This is a genomic window from Komagataeibacter sp. NFXK3 (assembly GCF_054182245.1).
Genome location: NZ_JAPIVJ010000012.1, coordinates 54,048 through 74,149 on the forward strand (window position 1 = coordinate 54,048; position 20,102 = coordinate 74,149).

General features: G+C 57.1%; 15 protein-coding genes and 1 tRNA gene. 10 read left to right on the top strand and 6 right to left on the bottom strand.

Translation table 11 applies throughout. The annotated features are described in order from the left end of the window. Positions 1 to 277 precede the first annotated feature (277 nt). Positions 278 to 1,330, top strand: a complete 1,053-nt coding sequence (locus OQZ28_RS12985; protein ID WP_458136369.1) for a DUF1963 domain-containing protein — start codon at positions 278 to 280, stop codon at positions 1,328 to 1,330. Positions 1,331 to 1,508: 178 nt separating this feature from the next. On the opposite strand, the gene OQZ28_RS12990 is transcribed toward OQZ28_RS12985, so the two are convergent. Next, positions 1,509 to 2,198, bottom strand: coding sequence for a TetR/AcrR family transcriptional regulator (locus OQZ28_RS12990; protein WP_458136370.1), 690 nt, complete (start codon positions 2,196 to 2,198; stop codon positions 1,509 to 1,511). Positions 2,199 to 2,419: 221 nt separating this feature from the next. Between OQZ28_RS12990 and OQZ28_RS12995 the strand changes: the two genes are divergently transcribed. The 8 genes from OQZ28_RS12995 to OQZ28_RS13030 all read left to right on the top strand — a co-directional run bounded on the left by OQZ28_RS12995 (position 2,420) and on the right by OQZ28_RS13030 (position 11,936). Next, positions 2,420 to 4,000 carry an efflux transporter outer membrane subunit gene (locus tag OQZ28_RS12995; protein WP_242621804.1) on the top strand — a complete coding sequence of 527 codons (1,581 nt, stop codon included), beginning with the start codon at positions 2,420 to 2,422 and terminating at the stop codon, positions 3,998 to 4,000. A gap of 112 nt (positions 4,001 to 4,112) precedes the next feature. Then, a complete protein-coding gene (gene dksA / locus OQZ28_RS13000) occupies positions 4,113 to 4,526 on the top strand; it encodes an RNA polymerase-binding protein DksA (RefSeq protein WP_025439494.1) in 414 nt (137 codons plus the stop codon). 96 nt (positions 4,527 to 4,622) lie between these two features. After that, positions 4,623 to 4,697 (top strand) — tRNA-Thr (locus OQZ28_RS13005). A gap of 118 nt (positions 4,698 to 4,815) precedes the next feature. Beyond that, positions 4,816 to 6,051, top strand: a complete 1,236-nt coding sequence (locus OQZ28_RS13010; RefSeq protein WP_458136371.1) for a tyrosine-type recombinase/integrase — start codon at positions 4,816 to 4,818, stop codon at positions 6,049 to 6,051. 494 nt (positions 6,052 to 6,545) lie between these two features. Beyond that, entirely contained in the window at positions 6,546 to 8,900 is a 2,355-nt protein-coding gene (locus OQZ28_RS13015; protein ID WP_458136372.1) for a DEAD/DEAH box helicase family protein, read from the top strand. A gap of 348 nt (positions 8,901 to 9,248) precedes the next feature. Then, on the top strand, positions 9,249 to 9,803 hold the full coding sequence (locus OQZ28_RS13020; protein WP_458136373.1) for a recombinase family protein: 555 nt from the start codon (positions 9,249 to 9,251) through the stop codon (positions 9,801 to 9,803). Next, positions 9,800 to 10,510 carry a hypothetical protein gene (locus tag OQZ28_RS13025; RefSeq protein WP_458136374.1) on the top strand — a complete coding sequence of 237 codons (711 nt, stop codon included), beginning with the start codon at positions 9,800 to 9,802 and terminating at the stop codon, positions 10,508 to 10,510. Before OQZ28_RS13020 ends, OQZ28_RS13025 begins: the two co-directional genes overlap by 4 nt. 823 nt (positions 10,511 to 11,333) lie before the next feature. Further along, complete coding sequence (locus OQZ28_RS13030; protein ID WP_458136375.1) at positions 11,334 to 11,936, top strand: hypothetical protein; 603 nt, start codon at positions 11,334 to 11,336, stop codon at positions 11,934 to 11,936. Between the two features lie 57 nt (positions 11,937 to 11,993). On the opposite strand, the gene OQZ28_RS13035 is transcribed toward OQZ28_RS13030, so the two are convergent. The 4 genes from OQZ28_RS13035 to OQZ28_RS13050 form a co-directional block, all read right to left on the bottom strand. Beyond that, positions 11,994 to 12,443 carry a hypothetical protein gene (locus tag OQZ28_RS13035; RefSeq protein ID WP_130731398.1) on the bottom strand — a complete coding sequence of 150 codons (450 nt, stop codon included), beginning with the start codon at positions 12,441 to 12,443 and terminating at the stop codon, positions 11,994 to 11,996. Further along, the gene (locus OQZ28_RS13040; RefSeq protein ID WP_458136376.1) at positions 12,440 to 14,164 is read right to left on the bottom strand and encodes a putative bifunctional diguanylate cyclase/phosphodiesterase; all 1,725 of its coding nucleotides are present in this window, start codon (positions 14,162 to 14,164) and stop codon (positions 12,440 to 12,442) included. The genes OQZ28_RS13035 and OQZ28_RS13040 overlap by 4 nt, the downstream gene beginning before the upstream one ends. A 110-nt stretch (positions 14,165 to 14,274) precedes the next feature. Further along, complete coding sequence (locus OQZ28_RS13045; RefSeq protein WP_458136377.1) at positions 14,275 to 16,512, bottom strand: EAL domain-containing protein; 2,238 nt, start codon at positions 16,510 to 16,512, stop codon at positions 14,275 to 14,277. Positions 16,513 to 16,683: 171 nt separating this feature from the next. Further along, entirely contained in the window at positions 16,684 to 17,715 is a 1,032-nt protein-coding gene (locus OQZ28_RS13050) for a lysophospholipid acyltransferase family protein (RefSeq protein WP_458136396.1), read from the bottom strand. A gap of 296 nt (positions 17,716 to 18,011) precedes the next feature. On the opposite strand from OQZ28_RS13050, the gene OQZ28_RS13055 reads away from it, so the two are divergent. Further along, positions 18,012 to 19,214, top strand: coding sequence for an ABC transporter substrate-binding protein (locus tag OQZ28_RS13055; RefSeq protein ID WP_458136378.1), 1,203 nt, complete (start codon positions 18,012 to 18,014; stop codon positions 19,212 to 19,214). On the opposite strand, the gene OQZ28_RS13060 is transcribed toward OQZ28_RS13055, so the two are convergent. Beyond that, complete coding sequence (locus tag OQZ28_RS13060; RefSeq protein WP_458136379.1) at positions 19,205 to 19,936, bottom strand: CbtA family protein; 732 nt, start codon at positions 19,934 to 19,936, stop codon at positions 19,205 to 19,207. The two genes, OQZ28_RS13055 and OQZ28_RS13060, sit on opposite strands and share 10 nt — an antisense overlap. Positions 19,937 to 20,102: the final 166 nt, after the last annotated feature.

Here is a 20,102-nt window from a genome sequence, read left to right on the forward strand (position 1 = left end):
TGGACACACCGTGCAACCGCCGCTGCACACACAGGAGACTGCTCCTGTTGCGCTACCTGCCAGTGGTCTATTATGGTTTGCAGTCCTGCTTTAATACGGTATTATTAAATATAAATATTTCATTTATTCTGAACAATTATAGGAAATACCTGGTAAAATCAGTATTCATAATGCTTCAGAAAACACCACCTTTTTGAAAAAAGGCGGCATCCAAAAACTTTTATGAATTTTCATCAATACGTTATTTTAAAATACTTTCCTGAGGAAGGAACCCGGCATGGCCGATACCCCGCTCCCCCCTGACCGCGAGACTCTGGCACGTTCGCTGCAGGCAACCGGCCTGCCTGCCGCCGTCGTGGCCCATCTTGCCGCACAGGCCCGCCCTGCCGTGCTCATGCCCACCACGGCAGGGGATGAGGACGCCATTCCCGCAGGGGCCTCGAAACTTGGTGGCCGCCCCGACCTGCCGCAGGGCATGGCCTGGTCCCTGCGCCCACCCTACCCCGATGCCGACAGGCGGGCACAATACTACAACCGCAAGGCGGATGACCTGCTGGCAGATCCGCCCTCATGGGCACGCACCAAGGGTGTCGAATGGTTCAGCAACGAACACCGGGCCAAGGCGCAGGCAGTGGCGACAGATTTCCCGCTGGCTTTCTTTGGTCAGTTCAATCTGGCCGAACTGGCGCAGGCGCCGGGTTTTGACCCCGTCTTCCCCACCGAGGGCCGCCTGCTGGTATTCTATGATTACTGGATAGAGCCGGAAGAATTCACCCCTGAAGCCGCCGTGGGGTGGCGCGTGATATGGGATCCCTCGCCCGTGGCTGAACTGGTGCGCGCACCGGTGCCCCAAGCCCTGCTGGCGATCTCGAACGATAAATGGAGCTGCATCTTTCCCCCCGCCCCCGTGACCACGCCGCACTCCGTCATCACGCCCATGCCACTCAATGACAAGGGATGGGATGCCTTCTCCCTTGATGATCGTGCGAAAGCCCTGGCCTATAATGACTGGTTCTACGCTTTCGGCACACCTGATGAAGGGAAGCGTGACAACCACCAGTTTGGCGGCTTTCCGCAACCCTTACAGAACGGCCTTCAGGCCCGCAGCCAGCTTGTCGCCAATGGCCTGAACTGCAGGGACGACGTATGGAACACGGCCCAGGCGAAGGCGCTGCTTGAATCCGCGGCACAGTGGCGGCTTGTCGTGCAGATCGGGGCAGACCCGCATGCGCGGTTTGCCGATGTCGGGGCCTATTACGTGATGATGCGCGAGACCGATATCGCAACCCGCCGGTTTGACCGGGCGCGCGTTGTCTATCAGTGCGGTTAGGTGCCGGACTGCAGGAACGCACAAGGTCGCGTCTTACGAGAACAACAAAGTCGTTTTTATCCCCGCGTGTGCGGGGAACACTCTTAGTGGAACCTGTTGATTCCAAATTCTTATTTCACTGTCGAAGAAACTACCAACCCAAGCAGCTTTTTTCAAACAGCTTTGCCAGAGCGTGTCCTCACTCCTCCATCACCACCGGCGGCAGGCGCGGGCCTTCGCGCAGATAGGCGTTGAGAAAGGTGTGCACTGCCGAACGGGCGATGAAGTCGATATGCGCCTGGTCGGTATTGACCGGCAGTTGCATGCGCGCGCGCCCCGCAATGCGGGTCTGGCACAGGGCATAGAACTGCTCGGCGGCAAAAACCGGGTCGGGGATGTTCAGCACGCCGGAATCATTATGCTGCATCAGCCATACCGAGAGGATGTTGATGGCCTTCTGGGGTCCGTGCTTCCAGAACGTCTCGGCCAGTTCGGGAAAATTGCCTGCCTCGGAAATGATGATACGATTGAGCATGAGCGATAGCGGCGAGGTCAGCAGCCGGATCATGGCCACGGCCAGGTGCTCGAGCGATTCCGTCAGGTTCGCCCCTTCATCAATGCGGCTGAACAGGAGCGGCATCTTCTCGCACGCGCACTGCTCCACAAACGCGGAGAACAGCGTGGCCTTGCTGTCGAAGTAGTTGTACAGCGTACCCTTCGAGACACCCGCATCGCGCGCGATGCCCGACATGCTGGCCCCCTCGTAGCCGTTCTGGGCAAAGATACGCGCGGCACCCGCCAGGATCTGCTGGCGCTTGGCGGCGGAGGCACCCGGGGGCAGGCTCTCGACAGCCTGCATTTTGCCTGTGTGGCCTGGCGTGGTGCCCATTGAAATCATCCTGCTCCCGCGGTTGGCGCGTACTTTCGATTGACCCCGTGAGGAAAGCCGATAGGCTAGGGGACTGACCGAACTGATCGGTCATTCATGCCATGGTTTGAAAACCATGCCAAGAATGCAGAATTTACATCAGCTGTTTCAGGTACAACAGGGGGGCCATGTTGGTGGGTAGGGGAATTTCATGGCGCACGGCCGTGGTCGGATTGTCGGTCATGACCGCCGGGTGTGCGGTTGGCCCTAATTTCCATAAGCCCAAGCCGTGGGTTCCCAACCAGTATGGCGGCCCGGACCGCATCGCGGCCGCAACCGACAAAAACGGCAAACCCGCCGAAGTGGCCAGCCAGACCACGCCCGATGATCCCGATACCGCCTGGTGGACCATCTTCAACGATGCCGAGCTGACCAGGCTCGAGCAGCGCGTGGCCACCGACAACCTTGATGTGCGCGCCTACGCCTACCGCATGGCCCAGAGCCGGGCCGAACTGCGCATTGCCGGTGCCGAGCGCTACCCTGCCATGTCGGCCACCGGCTCCTACGCCCGCCAGCAGTACAGCACCAAGATGCTGCAGCGCATCGTGACCGATGTCGAGAGCGAACACCCGGAGCTCGGCCAGGTGGCGGGCACGCCGGGCAAGGCCAAGATCCCGCTGTTCAACCAGTGGCGCGACAGCGTGGATGCCACGTGGGAGCTCGACCTGTGGGGCCGCGTGCGGCGTGAATACGAGGCCGCGGCCGCAAGCTCGCAGGCGGTCAACGAATCCCGCCGCGGCATGCTCATCTCGCGCCAGTCGGAAGTGGCGCGCGACTACATGGAGCTGCGCAACACGCAGCAGCAGCTACGCATCGTGCTGGAAAACCGTGATGTGGCGCAATCCATGCTGGACCTGAACCAGCAGCGCTACACCAAGGGCCTGGCCAGCAACCTTGAGGTGGAGCAGGCCCGCGCGCAGTACGAGAACACGCTGGCCCAGATCCCGCAGCTTGAGCAGCAGCTGGCCATGCAGGTCAATGCGCTGAGCCTGCTCATGGGCGCGCCGCCACGCGCGCTGTCCGATGAGCTGCTCACCGCCTCCGCCATTCCGCCCGTGCCACCGCGCGTGCCAGTCGGCGTGCCCTCTGAGCTGGCCCGCCGCCGCCCCGATATCCGTCGCGCGGAGGCCAACCTGCACGCCGCCACCGCCCAGGTGGGCGAGGCCGTGGCCGAGTTCTACCCGCGCGTGACCATCAATGCCGGTTTTGGTTTCGAATCCCTCTCCTTCCGTGACCTTGGCTTCTGGAACGCCAAGGCGTGGAATGTCGGCCCCTCCATCACGCTGCCCCTGTTCCAGGGCGGGCGCCTGCGCGGCCAGCTTGAACTGCGCAAGGCCGCCCAGAAGGAAGCGGCCATCAACTACCAGAAAACCGTGCTCGGCGCCTGGCATGACGTGGATAACGCGCTCACCGCCTACACCGACGAACAGCGCCGCCATGACAGCCTGGAGCAGCGCATGCAGGCCAGCCACCACGCGCTGGAACTGGCGCAGAACCAGTACCGTAACGGCATGGTGACCTACCTCAACGTGCTCGATGCCCAGCGCCAGTACCTGGGTGCCGAGTCCGACCTGACCACCAGCACCGCCGCCATATCGGGCAACCTGGTGCGGCTGTACAACGCGCTTGGCGGCGGGTGGGAGACCACCTACCCCGACACGCCGCGCCACAAGCAGGCCACTGCCGCCACGGCCCGCCCGGCTGCAACCGGCGGCACGCCTGCCACCCCCGCTCCTTCCACCCCGCCGGGCCAGCCTGCCTGATGGCCTGCGTTAAAAGCTTGGCGCGCGCGCCCCTTGCTAGTATAAGCCGCCCCGTTCCCGACTGGCAGGCCAGTAACTGCCACACGGAAGCATGGCGCAGGGACCTGTTCGTATGATTACATTGCCCCCCGACTATCGCCCCTCGGATGATGAGGAATTCATGAATCCGCAGCAGGTGGAATATTTCCGCCTCAAGCTGCTGAAATGGCGGGCGGACCTCCTCAAGGAAGCGGATGAAACGCTGGCCAGCCTGTCGGAAGGCGGCATCCATGAAGCCGACATTACCGACCGCGCCAGTGTCGAGACCGACCGCGCGCTCGAGCTGCGCACCCGTGACCGCGCCCGCAAGCTGATCTCCAAGATCAACCAGGCCCTGCTGCGCGTTGAAGCGGGCACCTATGGCTATTGCGAGGAAACCGGCGAGCCGATCGGGCTCAAGCGCCTTGAGGCCCGCCCCATCGCCACCCTGTCGATCGAGGCGCAGGAGCGCCACGAGCGCATGGAACGCATCCACCGCGACGACTGACCCCTCTCCAACCGGCTGGAACGCCCTAATTTGCCAAAAGGCGATAAAAGGGGGTTGCCAGCCGGTGCAGGAAAAGTTAGGAAGCCCGCATACCGTGCTGCTGTAGCTCAGTGGTAGAGCACTCCCTTGGTAAGGGAGAGGTCGACAGTTCAATCCTGTCCAGCAGCACCACTTTTACGTTGTTTTACAACGACTTAATGGTGAGCCTTTTTCGCAAACTCGTATGAACATACACTAGCACAGTCCCAGCACATAAAAGCTGGCCCTAGTGAAATCAACGAGTTAGCGGATGGAAAAGCACAGTCCCAAGCACAATCACGGAGCACTCCCACAAAAAGAGTGGGTGATTTTCCGACGTCCAGGCACCCAAAATTGGTCCGTAAGGTTTTCCTTGCCGGGACAGGGGCAGATTCGTGTTTCCCTCAGAACCCGCGATGAAAGCGAAGCCAACAAACTCGCAGCCAAAACTTATTATGCGGCATTAACACGCGCGGAAGCGGGTCTTGATGCGCGTGCCAAGACTGTCGCACAGGTGGTTGAGGAATACGTGAAGGCCAAGCCCTTAAAGAAAACGCATAAAGCGTTCCTGCACCGTTACGTGGTGGATTTTTGTGGTCGTAAAGAAGCCTCACACCTCACCACCAGAACATTGAGTGGGTTTGTGCCTTGGCGCAAAACGTATTGGATCACAGGCCCAGGCAAAGATATTCCCCTCATCACGTATATAAGAGCGGGAAAAACGATCTCCCGCGCTCCCCAACGTATCCAACCAAGCGACTCCACTTTAGTGTGGGAGATGAACATCCTCAGGAAGTTCGTCACTTACTGTAGGGATCATGGATATGTGGCAGCGCTGCCATCACTGGAAAGGGTGAGGGCGCAAGATAACGCGCGCCCATCCTTTTCGAATGACGAAATCCAACGGTTACACAGCAAAGCATTCCAGCGAATTATTGAAGCCCAAGACCACCCACGCGTGAAATTCGATAGGACCATGCTCTATGCATACATCGGGATAATGGTTGGCAGCGGCATGAGGCCAACGGAAGCGCAAAAAATGAAATGGGGTGATGTGCTGGGGTTCGATGTCACTAAAAAACTTGATGGGCAAAAAGTCACGCTTAGGGTTTTTGGGAAAAATAGGTCTCGCGAGTTTATCCCCCAAGACACGGTTTTGCCCAACCTCGACATGATATGGACTGTGCAAAAAGCATCATGGAACAGGAAGCCGACGGCAGAGGATTTCCTTTTTGCCGATGAAGCCGGAAATATGGTGAAATCGTATAATGCCAGCTTAAATGCGCTGCTTGAGGCTTGTAACCTCAAAAAAGATTTTCGCGGAGTTATGCGCTCAAGTTATTCGTTTCGCCATTACTACATCACCCATATGCTTAACCAAAAGGTAGACATATTTGATGTGGCACGAAATTGCGGCACATCCGTCGATATGATTGAGCGTTTTTATTCCCACGTCACGCTTGAGGCCATTCGTGATCGACTTCGACCCAAGGCAAACTCATTTTAACGCTGCCCTCGTTAAACGTTATACTCATTAGAAGCCATTTAAAGGCCGTACAGCGCTGTATAGTTTTTTTATAATCCACAAGATGCCTTTGACATTAAACGCGCTGTGCGGTCATCCTAGAGGCTCTCACGGGCACATTACGCAAAAAGTTATTTGGGGACACCTCACACACAAAATTAAGGAGATGTGCGTTAGTTGCACATACACATAACGTTTTTACCCCTGTAGGGGTTATGGAGGACAATTTCTTCCCGAAACCCCTTATATAATATATAGGTTTCGGGGAGTTTTTGTCCTCTTATGCAAGGATTTTTCTTTTGTGACTGCTAAATAAAAACACATGAAAAAGTTCACGAGCAGGCAAGCAAAAGAGTGAACGCTAAATAACTATGAGATACCTTCTCAGTAAAAATTATTTGGAAACCCCACGGACTTGCCTGCTCGTGGGGTTTTTTTGTATCAAAAATTATTTTTACTTAGAAAGGTATTTTCATATGCTCAACTATATAGATGGTCCTTGCGGATCAGGAAAAACACACGCGATTGCGAAGTTCATCGCTAAAAACAAGCACAAGGCGAGATTCATCATTGCCCAACCAAAAAACGCTAATCTCCTGGAAACAGAAAAACTTTTAAAAAGTAATGGGTTAAATCCATACGTAAAAGACATCAACCACTGCAATGACGGCGAAGTGGTAAGAGATATTATTGCCTACATTAACAGCAATAAGCATGAATCTCACGATGTCCTATTAGTAACCCATGCAGGGATATTAACAGCATACTCAAAAATATCCGAGGATCAGAAGAAAAAATATGTTTTGTTCTTTGATGAAGTTGCGAATGTAACGGGTGAGTTAACATTAAGGGTAACAGCGCAGCGTAAAATGCTTTCAGATAATATCTCTTTAAAAGACCCCACTCAGAAATTTACAGAGGTATTAGCGAAAAATACAACCGCTTTAAACAAATACGCGAGAACAGCGGAAGGCAAAGATGCCGTTAATGACATATTTGGAAAAGTGTCAGAAATGATACTCGATGAAGATACTGTTGTTGAAGTGGAATCCACAGCTTATAAGAATACAGATAGGGATGGATTCCATTTTTACTATCACATAAAACCAGATAAGTTTACTTCATGGCATGACGTTTATTTTATGTCAGCATGCTTTTGTGAGTCATTGATATACAAAATATGGTCAAAACATTATAATATTTCGTTTGCAAAACAAGACATAACTTTAAGATACACAAGTCACACAAACGTCAGTAACACAAAAATCCACTTCTTTATGGACCGTGATTATTCAAAGAGGTTGGGTCATAGTGATGGCTACGCCATTCATAACCAAATGGTAGATATTATCAACAAAGATATTTTAAAGGGTCAAACTTCTTTAACCGTTTTAAACAACTCCATTAACACAGATGTTGATGGTGTCCCCGTCCGTGACGTTGAAAGAAATATAAGGATTCCTGACAACACAACAGTTATATCGAGTTATGTTCACGGACTCAACCAATACCAACACTTGCATAATATTTCGTTCTTGGCAGCTTTGAATATGCGCCCATCATACGGAAGTTATTTGCAGAATCGCTTTGGCCTTCAACCCAAAGAGGTTGAAGAAGCCTTCCTTTTTGCCAGTACGTATCAAGCTGTTTGCCGCACCTCAATCAGAAATCCAGCGGATAACAGCGAAAGACATATATGTGTGCCCGATTCTCGCAGTGCCCTTTACCTCGAAAAGATGTTGCCTCACGTAACATTGGAATCTCATGAAAACAAAATGCAGTTGCCCGAGGAAAAAACGCTGGGGAGACCTCCATTAAGCGATAAAGCCATGACCCAAGCGCAACGTGATGAGCAAAAGAAAGAACGTTCACGAATAATAAAAGAGTGTGAGTATTGGGCACATATCAAAAAATCATACGCTGAAATTATCGACAAAAAGGAAACAACAAAAATATTCTCAAAACTTGACTTCGAAGATTCTGATGCGTTGATATCATATTTTGAAAAAGAAAGTGAATTTACCTCAAACGATAAGCATACAGTTAATCGTCTATTATGGCCCGCTGTTGTTGATACTGACCCTATCGGGCAAGGTGGCACTAGGTTCGGAAAAAACAATGTCATAGCAAGCTGCTTTTTGATGCTGGATAAAGATGCAGGTCATCCCCAGCATGATATGACGGCAGATGATTTCCGTAAGTTGTTTCCTGATACAAAGATGGCGATTTATCAAACATATAGCGGTGCGGGAAACTACCGCGTTGTGATCCCTTTGACACAGCCCATAACTGGCGAAGCCTTTGAAGTCTTATGCCGTAACATAGCCATGCAATGCTTTAATGCAGGGTATCAGGATAAAGCTGGCGGTTTGCCTTTTGACCGCAGTAAATTCAACTGTGCCAGCAAATTTTACCTTCCCAACCATGCCCCAGGCACGGAGATGGATTTCAGGAAGTACGATGGCAAAATCTTTGATCCCATCGAGCGTTTAAAAAACGCATACGTGGACCCCGTCATAAAAGCGCAACCCATGACGCCGGAGCAAAGGCGTGAAGCACAAAAAAAGCTGCAAGAATCGCTGACCGCTCATGGGCAGGGACAACAGCAATTCATTCAAGAGAAGTTAGATGGCTTTGGTGCTTTAAGTGATGGCATGGGCAGACATGGCAAGTTTTTTGGGCTTGGTGTTACGCTAGCGAATCATGGCTTTGACGAGGAAGGCATACGAAGCGCTTTAGCGGCAGTCACGTATCAAGGGCTTACTCAGAGGGAAAAAAGCAGGAAAATCAAAAGTATTATCAAGTCTTTGAGGGGGAAGGGCTTGATTTAACCTGGAGGACAATTTCTTCCCGAAACCCCTTATATAATATATAGGTTTCGGGGAGTTTTTGTCCTCTTGTGCCTGCTATGGGTTATTTCGGCAGCAGGAATGCCAAGCTACAGACACCCAACATAAGCAAGGGAGCGCCGATGCAGGCGTAAAACTCATATCCCGTCATACTCTCACCCCCGCATGAATGCGCTCTCACAAAGCTGCATATGTAACTTTAAAGCAAGCCCTAATGTGACGGAAGCGATGTTACACCTTTTTGTCACTTTAGGGTTGTTTGTTGGTTTTTGTGACATTACATAGGGAAAGGTCTTGGAGGCTAAAGTTACATATTTGAGGTTACAGCGCATGATCTTTGGATACGCACGCACCAGCACCGCGGAGCAAGAAGCGGGATTGCAGGCCCAATGCCGCGACCTGGAGGGGAATGGTTGCGCACGCATATATGCGGAACAAATCAGCGCGACGGCACACTCACGTCCAGAACTGTCTCGGGCACTGGATCATATGCGTGCAGGTGATACGCTCATGGTCACAAAGCCTGATCGCCTCGCGCGTTCCACCGCCGATTTGCTTACCCTGGTGGAAACCATAAAGGGCAAAGGCTGTGAATTGGTCATTTTGTCGATGGGTGGCCAACGCTTGGACACGAGCAACCCCACAAGCAAGCTAATGCTAACCATGCTTGCCGCTGTAGCGGAGTTTGAGCGTGATCTCATGAAGGAAAGGCAAGCGGAGGGAATCGCAAAAGCCAAGGCAGATGGGCGCTACAAAGGGCGCAAGCCAACTGCTAGGATACAACAAGACACAATCCGCAGATTAAAAAACGAAGGAATGACAGTTACAGAAATAGCTGAAAACTTAAAGATATCACGCATGTCCGTGTATAGGGTTTTAAAATGAAAAATAAGACTGACGTTTTTGTTTTTATTTTAGTTTCTGTTGTAACAATTCCTTCTTTTTTATCTATTTTTTCACACATAAAATGCAACTTATCAAGCATTGAGTGGGGAGATTTAGCTACGTGGGTAAGTGCTGTTGTCTCTTTACTAGCTCTCATAGCTGCAATTACTGCCGCCATTTGGAGTAAAAGAGAGGCCGAAAAACAGAATGAGAATTCCACTATTATAAGTTTAATGTCATTAGTTCAGGAAAGAGCAAGCAAAATAAACGATATTTTTAAAAAAATATCTGACGATGTGAATAATTTCTTTCAAGAATCTACTGACGGTTACCTTACAGAAGGTTATTTCGAGGTAAACTCATTCACTATTGCATGCAGTTCATTGTCTAGAGAATCAAGTGAGGCGTTGAAGATTATTTCAAGGACTATTTTTATGATAAATCAGAACAGAATACCTGATAATTTAAAGAAAGTTCTCATAGAAGAATTTTTTATATCAATGTCTCCTTTGTTTATATCTGAATGCTTACTATACACAGGAACGAATGTTTTCTTTTCTTTTAATGACAAAAAAGAAAACTGCGATGCATGGGCTACGATGTATTATGAAAATATCAAATCCATACAAAAGATCATTGTAAAAAATGGTCTATTCGATGATACTGTTAAGTTGTCAAGGAGAAATGGTCTTTTATATGCAGATTAACTGTTCATTTAACTTAAAGTTCCGCTGTATTAACCATAAAAGTTATGGATTTATTGACACTTCAACCATTTTCATATCGGCGCTTGCATTTTCAGCTTATCACAAGGAAAGATTAAAAATGTTTAACATTACAATATTGTAATCAAGCAATTGCCTGTAGCTAGCACAGTTTAAGCACATACAAAGTTTTTATGCGTTATAACAGTGTATTAAGTGTGTTTTGTCCATTTGGTAAGGGAGAGGTCGACAGTTCAATCCTGTCCAGCAGCACCATGATTTCCCTAGATATTTTTTCGTTACGGTTCTGCGTTGTCTGGTCTACATTGACCAGGGAAGACCGCTAGGGCATGTGCGGCCGCTTTCGGTCCGTCAGGGCCATGGTGCCCGTCAACGCGCCCGATCAATCTCGGCGCTGTTCCCCAAAAACCTGGCGTCCTCCCTCAATGGCATCCCGACCATCGGCAGGCATGACGAAGCGCATGAGCGAGCCTGCACATGCAACGATATGCAGGCCCGCGCAGATCGCCTGTCCGCACCGCGAGAACTCCCCCCGCCCTGTCGCGTTATTGTTTCGATGCACGAGATGGTTTTGAAACAACGCACTGATAAAATAGTAAAAGTTTTTGGATGCTGCCTTTTTTCAAAAAAGGGCTGCTCGTTAAAGCTTTTTGAAAAAATATTCACCACAAGCGTCCCGCAGTTTGCAGGGCAGTGGGGCGCACATTTTCAGGCGGCTTTCATCACCAACCGGTTTGTTCCGGCATCACGCACCCGCTCACGCCACACAGGGCCTGCACGGGTCCAGATATTTGACAGAGGCCATATGACTGCACCCATAACCGCCCGTTTCACCGCCCTGTGGCCCCGCCTGCGCCTGTGGCAGGCCAGTGGGCTTGTGGTGGGGCTGCTGGGCCTTGCTGGCCTTTCAGGGTGTGGTTACACGGATTCACGCGCCGCCCATCGCGCGCAGATGACCATGATCGGCATGAACAGCACGGACGTGCAGTCCTGCGTGGGCATTCCGGACAAGACCAAGAAAATCAGCGATGCGGTGCAGATTTTTGAATATTCCCGCACCCTGAACATTCCCTCGACCAATGATTCGACGTTGATCCCGCTCCAATCGGTCGTGAACCTGACCGAAACGACACTCGGCGGCGCAGGCAAGACCTGCGTTGCCGATATCCGCTTTGAAAACGACCGGGTAACCCAGGTGCATTACAGCGGCGATGATGATGAAATGATGGGCACGGACGGTGTGTGTTCCATCGTCACCCGTGGCTGCGTGCGCCAGCCGGTTGCGTCCATGCGGCATGTGAAGAAAGGGGTTTTCAGCCCCGTCTCCGCCTTTCACTCGCCCAGGCTCGAGGCACAGCCCGCTACGCCGCCGACACCAGACACGCCCGCACCCGCAAGCGCAAAATAAAAGTTTTTGGGTACTGCCTTTTTTCAAAAAGGCGGCATTACCTGAAGCTTTTTATAATCAGGAAGTCATCTCGAGCGGCAGCGCCGCCATATCCGCAGGCGGCCCGGCCAGCATGCAGGCAACACCGGTCGTGCGGTCCACGAGCATGCGGATCTCGACCGGCCCTTCCGCCCCGAACAGGTCGGATGTGACTTCATAGGCCGGGCGCAGCGGCGCGTCCTGCGCCGCATCGTGGCGCACCACCTCGGTCATGATACGGCCAAGGGCACGCTCCAGCCCGTCCATGACGCGCGAGGGCGCGAGGCGGGGCCGGTCGCCCTCCCCCGTGCAATGCAGCTCCAGCAACCGCGCCCATGAGGCCGTGGGAATGAACAGCGGCATGCGCGCGCCATCATTATGGCGCTCCGCATGCATGATGCGCCGCGTATTGGCCAGACCAATCACGTCCACGCGCGGCAGGTCATCGCCAATGCGCGCGGCCACCGTGCGGGGCGTGTCGTCACTCACAGCGTCACCCCTTCAAAACGGGCAGGCAGCTTGAGGATGTCCTGCGAGGACAGCGCCGAGGAAACAAAGAAGCCCTGGATGCGCTCGGGCCTGAGCGCCTTGACGAGATCAAACTGCTCGCGGTTTTCAACCCCCTCGACCGTGACTTCCATGTTGAAGCCCTGCCCCATGTCGATCAGGCTGGACAGGACCATGCAGGCATCGGGATTGCCCACGATGTTCGCCACCATGCTCTGGTCGATCTTGACCTGCGAGAACGGCAGCTCGCGCAGGTGGTTCAGCACCGTGATGCCCTTGCCGAAATTGTCGAGCGCGATACGGAAACCCGCCCGTGCCAGTTCACGCAGGTTGCGGATGCCCTGCTCGGCCCGGCGGCCATGCAGCATGGCTTCGGTCACTTCCAGCACGAAGCTGTCAGGCGACATGTTGAAGCGCCGCAGCGATTCCTCAAGCTCGCGCTGGTAGTCATCACGGATCAGGTCCATGCGCGAGAGGTTGATGGCAAGCTGGCGGGGCGGCTGGCCCTTCTCGTTCCACATGCACACATCGCGCCGGAACGCCTCGATCATGCGCGGCCCCATCGCCTGGGCCAGCCCGGCATCGGTAAACACGTCGGAGAAGTCTTCCGCCGCGAGCAGCCCGCGCTCGGGGTGCTGCCAGCGCAGCAGCGCCTCGATCTGGTCCACCTCCATCGTGTTGCAGTTCACGATCGGCTGGTAATAGACCTCGAACTGGTTGCGCTCGACGCCGCACCGCGCCTCGCTCAGGATCGAGACACGCGCCTGCGCACGCTCGCGCAGGTTCTTGGTGAACATCTGCGACTGCTTGCCGCCCGCGCGCTTGGCGGCATACATGGCCATGTCGGCGTTTTTCTGCACGTCTTCCATCGTGTCGGTACCATCCAGCAGCACCGCGCCAATGCTGCCCGCAACGCTGACCGTTACCGTCTCGATATCGATGGGGCGCTCAAGGATGGCCTGCAGGCGGTCCATGTACCGCTCGAGCGATACATCCTCGAGCGTGCGGTGCAGGATGACGGCAAACTCGTCGCCGCCAAGCCGGCTGACCGGATCATCGGGGTGGGTGAGTTCGATCAGCCGCGAGGCAATGGCGCGCAGCACGATGTCACCCGCATGGTGGCCGTGCACGTCATTGATCTGCTTGAAACCATCAAGGTCGAACATGGCAAGTGCCGGGTGGGCGGTCATGCCCGGCTCGCGGCAGCGCGCGATCTCATCGGCCAGCGCGGTGTTGAAGCCACCACGGTTGAGCAGCCCGGTCAGGGTATCGGTCTCGGCCAGTTCACACAGCCGGTCGCGCGTGTTCATGAGTTCGGTAATCTCGAACCGGCTGGCCACGTACCCCGTGATCGTGCCCTGCCGGTCGATCTTGGGGATGATGGTGGTGGCCACCCAGTACAGCGACCCATCCTTGGCACGGTTGCAGATATTGCCGCGCCACAGCTGCCCTGCCTTGATGGTGCGGTACAGATCGCGGAAGAAATCGGCATCATGATAACCGGAATTGACGATCCGGTGCGTCGAGCCCACCAACTCTTCGCGCGAGTACTGGCTTATCTCGCAGAAGCGGTCATTGACATAGGTGATGACCCCCTCGCTATCCGTAATCGCGACAATGAGGACATTATCAACCAGATCAGCCCAGAAATCCGCATCCTGATGCGTCAGGGCCCGCAGCCGATCATCGTGTTGCAATGCCATGTTCCCGCCTAGAATCCGTAATAAAAAACAAACTGTTATGCTTCATGAACTCAAACCGCCCCAACGCATGGCACCAGAACGCCAACACCATGCGCGGGGCACCACATGCTCTATGCCGTCGTTGGAATGAGGAAAGAGCCACGCTCCTGCCGCTCGCGGAACCATTTTTCCAGTTCCGCTGGGGGTAATGGCCTGGAGAAAAGATAGCCCTGCATCACATCGCAATGCAATTCCTCCAGAAGGCGCCACTGCTGCTCGGTTTCCACGCCTTCGGTCACCACCGTCATGCCCAGCCGCGAGCCGATGCCGATTACCGCCATGGTCACGGCCTGGGCGTTGGTATCATGCTCGAAATCGTTGATGAAGCTGCGGTCGATCTTGATCTCGGTCAGCGGCAGGCGGGTCAGGCGCGAGAGCGAGGAGTAGCCGGTGCCGAAATCATCCATCGACAGCCCGACATCGAGCCTGCGGATAGCATGCAGCACCTCCTCGGTCTCGCTGCTGCTGTCCATCATCACGCTCTCGGTTATTTCCACCGTCAGGCGGTCCGGCGTCAGGCCATGGTGCTTGAGCAGGTTGGCGATGTGCTCGGGCAGGCCGCGATTGCGGAAATGCACGGCAGAGAGGTTGACCGCCACGGTCGGCACCCGCACGCCGTCGCGGTCCCACTTCACCATCTGGCTGCACGCTTCCTCAAGCGACCAGCGGCCAATCGCCTCGATCTGCCCGGTCTCCTCCGCCACGGCAATGAAGCGGGAGGGATAGATGTTGCCCAGCGTGGGGTGGTGCCAGCGCGAGAGCGCCTCCACCCCGTAAAGCCCGCCGGTCATGGTCTCGACCTGCGGCTGGTAATGCAGGTTGAGCATGCCCTTGGAGAGCGAATCGCGCAGCGCCGAGCCCAGCACCAGCCGGTCCTGCGCCACCTGGTTCTTTTCCTGGCCGGCGAAGCGGAACAGGCCGCGCCCGTCTTCCTTGGCCTGGCGGGTGGCGGCATCGGCATGGCTGAGCAGGGATTCGCTGTCCGGCCCGTTGGCGGGGAAGGTGCTGATGCCAACGCAGCACGAGATGCTGAGCGTGTTCTCGCCCACCTGCAGCGGCTTGGCGATGGCGTTGATCAGGTTCTCGGCAAACTTCTCGGCGCGCTCATGCGAGCATTCGGGCACGACGATGATGAACTCATCGCCACCGGAGCGGCTGACAATGTATTCATCCTTGACCAGATGGCGGATGCGGCGGCCGATCTCGATGAGGAAGCGGTCGGCATTCACATGGCCAAGCGCGTCGTTGATATCGCGGAAGCGGTCGATATCGACCATGAACAGCGAGAACTGGCTGTCGCCGCCGCGCATGATCAGGCGCTCGATGATATTGTGCAGCGAGGTGCGGTTGAGCAGCCCGGTCAGGCTGTCGAAATTGGAAAGCTGGGCAATATGCTGGCGCGTCTCGCTCTGCTCGATGGCCAGCGCACAGAACGGCATGCTGGTCGAGACCACGCGCTGCGCCCAGGCCAGATCGGCCTCATCGCCGCGCATGTACAGCGCGAACACGCCCATGACCTGCCCCGAGCGCGAGACGATGGTGGACGAACAGCACCGCTCCAGCCCCAGCGAACGGGCAAGCGAGGCGTAGCCATCCCACACCACGGTGTTGCTGGCGGCGGGGTTGGCGCGCAGCGTTTCGAGCTGCCCGGGGGTGAGTTCCATGCTGTCGAGTGCGGCGCGGTAGCGCTTGGGCATGGAGGGCGAGGCACTGACCGAAAGCTTGCCCGAGCGGTCGATCAGCATCAGCGCGCCAACCGCGCCGGGCACGAAACTGTCCGCCCGGCGGCACAGCAGGTCGCCCACTTCCTCCATGCTCATGTCGGATGCGAGGGCCTGGAGCACGTCATTCTGCAGCACCAGGATCTTGCGCTGGCGGCTGGGCTCGGTCACGTCCTTCATGACCGCGATGTAGTAGATCCTGCCGCAATCATTCACCTGCACGCGCGAGATGGACAGCTCGCCACAGACATACTCGCCATTGGCGCGGCGGAATTCGACCTCGCGCGAGGTGCCGACAATCCGGCCGATCCCGGTCTCGCGGTTGCGGTTGATGTAGTCGTCATGGCGGTCGCGCTCGGGTTCGGGCACGAGGCAGCTGACATTGCGGCCCATGACCTCTTCGCGCGAGCGGCCCCATATCTTCTCGGCTGCCGTGTTGAAGAAGATGATGAGGTTATGCTCATCAATCACGACCATGGGATCAATGGCCTGCTCCATCGCAGAAAGCAGGACATCGGCGCTAATCTTCGGCTGATCCACCGTAAACTCCAGAACATCGGCACGACCAACCGCGCCATGTGAGATCATTTTCCTGACCTGGGCAGGCATCCGCCCGGCGCGTCATCATGCTGCCAGATTTGATCATGGCCATGCGACAACGGGCACCGGACCACTCGGCACGGCCATCATACTATGATTTATGCCCATGCGGAAACATGACATGCCTCAATCTTGACACAAAGCCGCCACCGCGGCGCCTCAGCCGTCGTGGCGCTCAAGGTCCTGGGGCAGCATGCCTGCAAGCGGGCGGCAGGCATAGGCGCTGTCCTGCTCGGGCTGGGGCTGGTTCTGGCGCAATTCTGCCGCACCCGCCGCCACCGCCCGCCAGGCCGCCTGCGCCAGCGCCTTGCGGCTGGGAAAGTCGTCGGGGTCGAGCGCGGGGTGCAGCAGCACGGTTGCGCGCATGGAGCGCCATTTGAGGAGCTGCCACACATGCGGGCCAAGCTCCATGTCGCCATACCACGCAAAGACCGGGCGGCGGGCGTGGTTGACCGGCAGGCCCTCAAGCTCGTCATACACGACCGAGACCGGCTGGATCAGCGGCGTCATGCCCGGGCGCGCGGCAATGGCGGCGGCCTCGCTGTCGGGCACGACCGGCCCCTTGCCTTTGGGCAGGCGCGGCGGCTTGGCAATGGCAAAAAAGGCCGAAAGGAAGGGCAGCACCCTTGAGCCATCCGATGACGTGCCCTCGGGGAACAGGATCAGGTTGTCCCCTTCCACCATCAGGCGGTGCAGCATCTCGTCGCGCTCGCGCCCCGTGGTGCTGCGCTGGCGGCTGACGAATATGGTGCGGCCAATGCGCGAGACCAGCCCCATGATGGGCCACCCCTCGATATCGCCCTTGGCCACGAAGTTGGATGGCAGCACCGTGCCGAGCACCGGCACGTCAAGCCATGTGGAATGGTTGGAGACGTAGATGACAGGCCGCTCGCCATTCTGGCGCGCCTTGCGCCCGCCCACGCCACCGGCCCTGCGCCCCACCACGCGGATGCGCAGCGACAGAAGCAGGCACAGCCCGCCCCAGACCATGCGCGTCCAGCGGATCTTGGCGGTACCGGGCACGAGCAGCAGCACCGCCTCGAACCCGACCGAAAGCGGCACCCACACCGTAATGGCCGCAAGCCGCCCCACGCCACGCGCAGTCCGGGCATATTCACGCAGGTGGCCGGTGGGCATGACCGTAGTGGTGGCGATGGCGCGCGCCGCCTCCGAGCCCGGGCGGGGCGCGATCACCTGCCGCGAGGCGCGCAGGGCGGATCGGGACATGGCGGGTGACGGGGAACGACGCCGGGCAAGGCGGCGGATGAAATCGGCGATCATGCGGCTATCCATAGCCCGCCATCATGGCGCGCGACAATATGGGGCAAACGGGCAGGCAGCCCGGCGTGTCCTGCACGCCACGCCTGTCATGACACGGGCGCCCGCCCGTTGTGGGTGCGGAACGACCGCACGAAACCCCACCTGTACACTGGACCTGCCCCGCCGACCCGTTCATGCTGGGGGTTGATCCTGGAGGAGAATTTCCCATGTCCGCACGCAGCCGTCGCAGCGCCCTTGCTGCCGCGACCGCCTTCTCGCTCCTTGCCGCCATGGCCCCCGCGCCGCTACGGGCGGCTGACGAGGTCCTGAACGTGCTGACATGGTGCGACCATGAGGACCCCGAACTGCTCGGCCCGTTCGAACAGGCCAACAGGGTGCGCATCCACTTCAAGGATATCGACAGCACCGGGGCGGTGCGCGGCATCCTGCGCCAGGCACAGGCTGGTGACTGGGATGTGGTCATCATGGAGGAAACCGCCGCCCCGCAACTTGCGGCGGCAGGGTTGCTGGCCCCGCTCGACCCCGCGGATTTCCCGAACACCGACATTCCCCCCGCCATCGCCAACCCCGCAGGCGGGTCGTATCAGGGGCAGCTTTATTCCGTGCCGGAAAAATACGGCTTCCATGCCGTTGCCTTCAACCAGGCCCGCGTGCCCGCCGCCGAGATGGACGACATCAACGCGCCGTGGCAGCCGCGCCATAACGGGCGCATCGCCATCTATGACAGCTACCTGCCCATCCTGTCCTACGTGGCGCTGGCACTCGGCCTTGACCCCGCCCATCTGACCGAGGCCGACCTGCCCGCCCTGCATGACAAGCTCGCGGCACTGCGCGCCAACGCCACGCTGGTGGGCGATACCGCCACCGTGCAGCAGGCCCTGGCCGACGGGCAGGTGGATATCGTGGTGGGTGGCGGCGGCTGGACCACGGCAGGCGTGGATGAAGGCGGCACCGTGACAACAGCCGATGCCCATGCCCCGCAGCCCAGGCCGGACCTGACCTTTACCGTGCCCCGGCAGGGCGGCATCCGCTGGCAGCATGGCATCTCGATCGTCGAGGCCTCGCAGCGCAAGGCGCTGGCGCTGGCATTTGCCAGATACCTGCGCACGCCCGAAGCCCAGGCAAGGCTGGCCACGTCATCATGCTACTGGGGCATGCCCGCCAACACGCGCGCGCCGCTTGATGACACGACGCGCGCCGCCCTGCACTGGGCGCAGCAGCCTGCCTATATCGCGGCAAGCCACCCCTTCCCCATCGTGGATGATGCGATGGATGCGAAACTGCGCGCGCTGTGGGCGGACGTGATGAAGGATACCCCGGCGGCCAGCCCGCCCACACCCGCCAGCATGGCCACACCGCAACCTGCGGGCGATGCGGCCGGGGCGGATCGCCCGCAGGCTCAGCCGTAATGGCTTAGGCCGTGCGGGCGGCCCAGCACGCGCTCGGCCAGCAGGCCGAAGCCAAAGCCCATGCCACCCCACAGCACCAGCTGCGTGCCCAGCGCCGCCTCACGGAAGTGCCACAGCACCTGGGCGGGGAAGTTGTCCGGCACTTCATTGACGGTGGGCAGCGCCCATTGCAGCAGGCCTGCCAGCACCACAAACGCCACCGCGCCGCACAGGCTGGCGTTCCAGTTGCCCAGCCTTGCGGCAAGCGAGCGCCCGGCCAGCACCGCCATGATCAGGGCACAGATGGAAAAGACCACCATCTCGAAATAGGCCGCCGTGCGCAGGCCGATCGTCTCGTGATTGCCCACGCCGGGCGGGTTGGCGGGGTATTTGAGGTCAGGCACCAGCACCACGGCCAGAAAACCCCCCGCCGCCAGCAGCATGGCCAGCATGCGCGGTGAAAAACGGCCAATGCGGCCATAAGCGGTGGCAAAGACCAGCGCGAACACCCCGCCATAGGCCGCGCCGTACATGACCGCCGCCGTCAGCAGCCCCGCCGTGGCCTGTACCGCGCGGCTGACAAGTTCCACCTCCGGCGGCTCGCCCGCCGCGGCATCCATCGCGGCTTCATAGCCAATGGCAAGGTTGACCTGGGGCTCGCCAAACACGCGGGCGAAGAGAAAGGCAAGGCAGGCGGCCAGGATACCGGCCAGCATGCCACGCAGCAGCAGGCGACCGGCCATCAGGCCACGCCCCGGCGCGAAGGGGAGGATGAGGGAAAAATCATGATGACTGTGCTCCTGTCGGGAAAGCGCGTCCCGTAACGGAAATGAGGCATGTGAACTGGCGGGGAGGTCTGACTTCCGCATGGTCCATGCGGTGCACAGTGGCGCGACCGTGCCGGAATCC

What these genes read in the sequence shown, in the direction of transcription:
- OQZ28_RS12985 (WP_458136369.1), top strand. Translation starts at nt 278, where the DNA reads ATGGCCGATACCCCGCTCCCCCCTGACCGCGAGACTCTGGCACGTTCG.
- OQZ28_RS12990 (WP_458136370.1), bottom strand. Translation starts at nt 2,198, where the DNA reads ATGGGCACCACGCCAGGCCACACAGGCAAAATGCAGGCTGTCGAGAGC.
- OQZ28_RS12995 (WP_242621804.1), top strand. Translation starts at nt 2,420, where the DNA reads ATGACCGCCGGGTGTGCGGTTGGCCCTAATTTCCATAAGCCCAAGCCG.
- dksA (WP_025439494.1), top strand. Translation starts at nt 4,113, where the DNA reads ATGATTACATTGCCCCCCGACTATCGCCCCTCGGATGATGAGGAATTC.
- OQZ28_RS13010 (WP_458136371.1), top strand. Translation starts at nt 4,816, where the DNA reads ATGGAAAAGCACAGTCCCAAGCACAATCACGGAGCACTCCCACAAAAA.
- OQZ28_RS13015 (WP_458136372.1), top strand. Translation starts at nt 6,546, where the DNA reads ATGCTCAACTATATAGATGGTCCTTGCGGATCAGGAAAAACACACGCG.
- OQZ28_RS13020 (WP_458136373.1), top strand. Translation starts at nt 9,249, where the DNA reads ATGATCTTTGGATACGCACGCACCAGCACCGCGGAGCAAGAAGCGGGA.
- OQZ28_RS13025 (WP_458136374.1), top strand. Translation starts at nt 9,800, where the DNA reads ATGAAAAATAAGACTGACGTTTTTGTTTTTATTTTAGTTTCTGTTGTA.
- OQZ28_RS13030 (WP_458136375.1), top strand. Translation starts at nt 11,334, where the DNA reads ATGACTGCACCCATAACCGCCCGTTTCACCGCCCTGTGGCCCCGCCTG.
- OQZ28_RS13040 (WP_458136376.1), bottom strand. Translation starts at nt 14,164, where the DNA reads ATGGCATTGCAACACGATGATCGGCTGCGGGCCCTGACGCATCAGGAT.
- OQZ28_RS13045 (WP_458136377.1), bottom strand. Translation starts at nt 16,512, where the DNA reads ATGATCTCACATGGCGCGGTTGGTCGTGCCGATGTTCTGGAGTTTACG.
- OQZ28_RS13055 (WP_458136378.1), top strand. Translation starts at nt 18,012, where the DNA reads ATGTCCGCACGCAGCCGTCGCAGCGCCCTTGCTGCCGCGACCGCCTTC.
- OQZ28_RS13060 (WP_458136379.1), bottom strand. Translation starts at nt 19,936, where the DNA reads ATGGCCGGTCGCCTGCTGCTGCGTGGCATGCTGGCCGGTATCCTGGCC.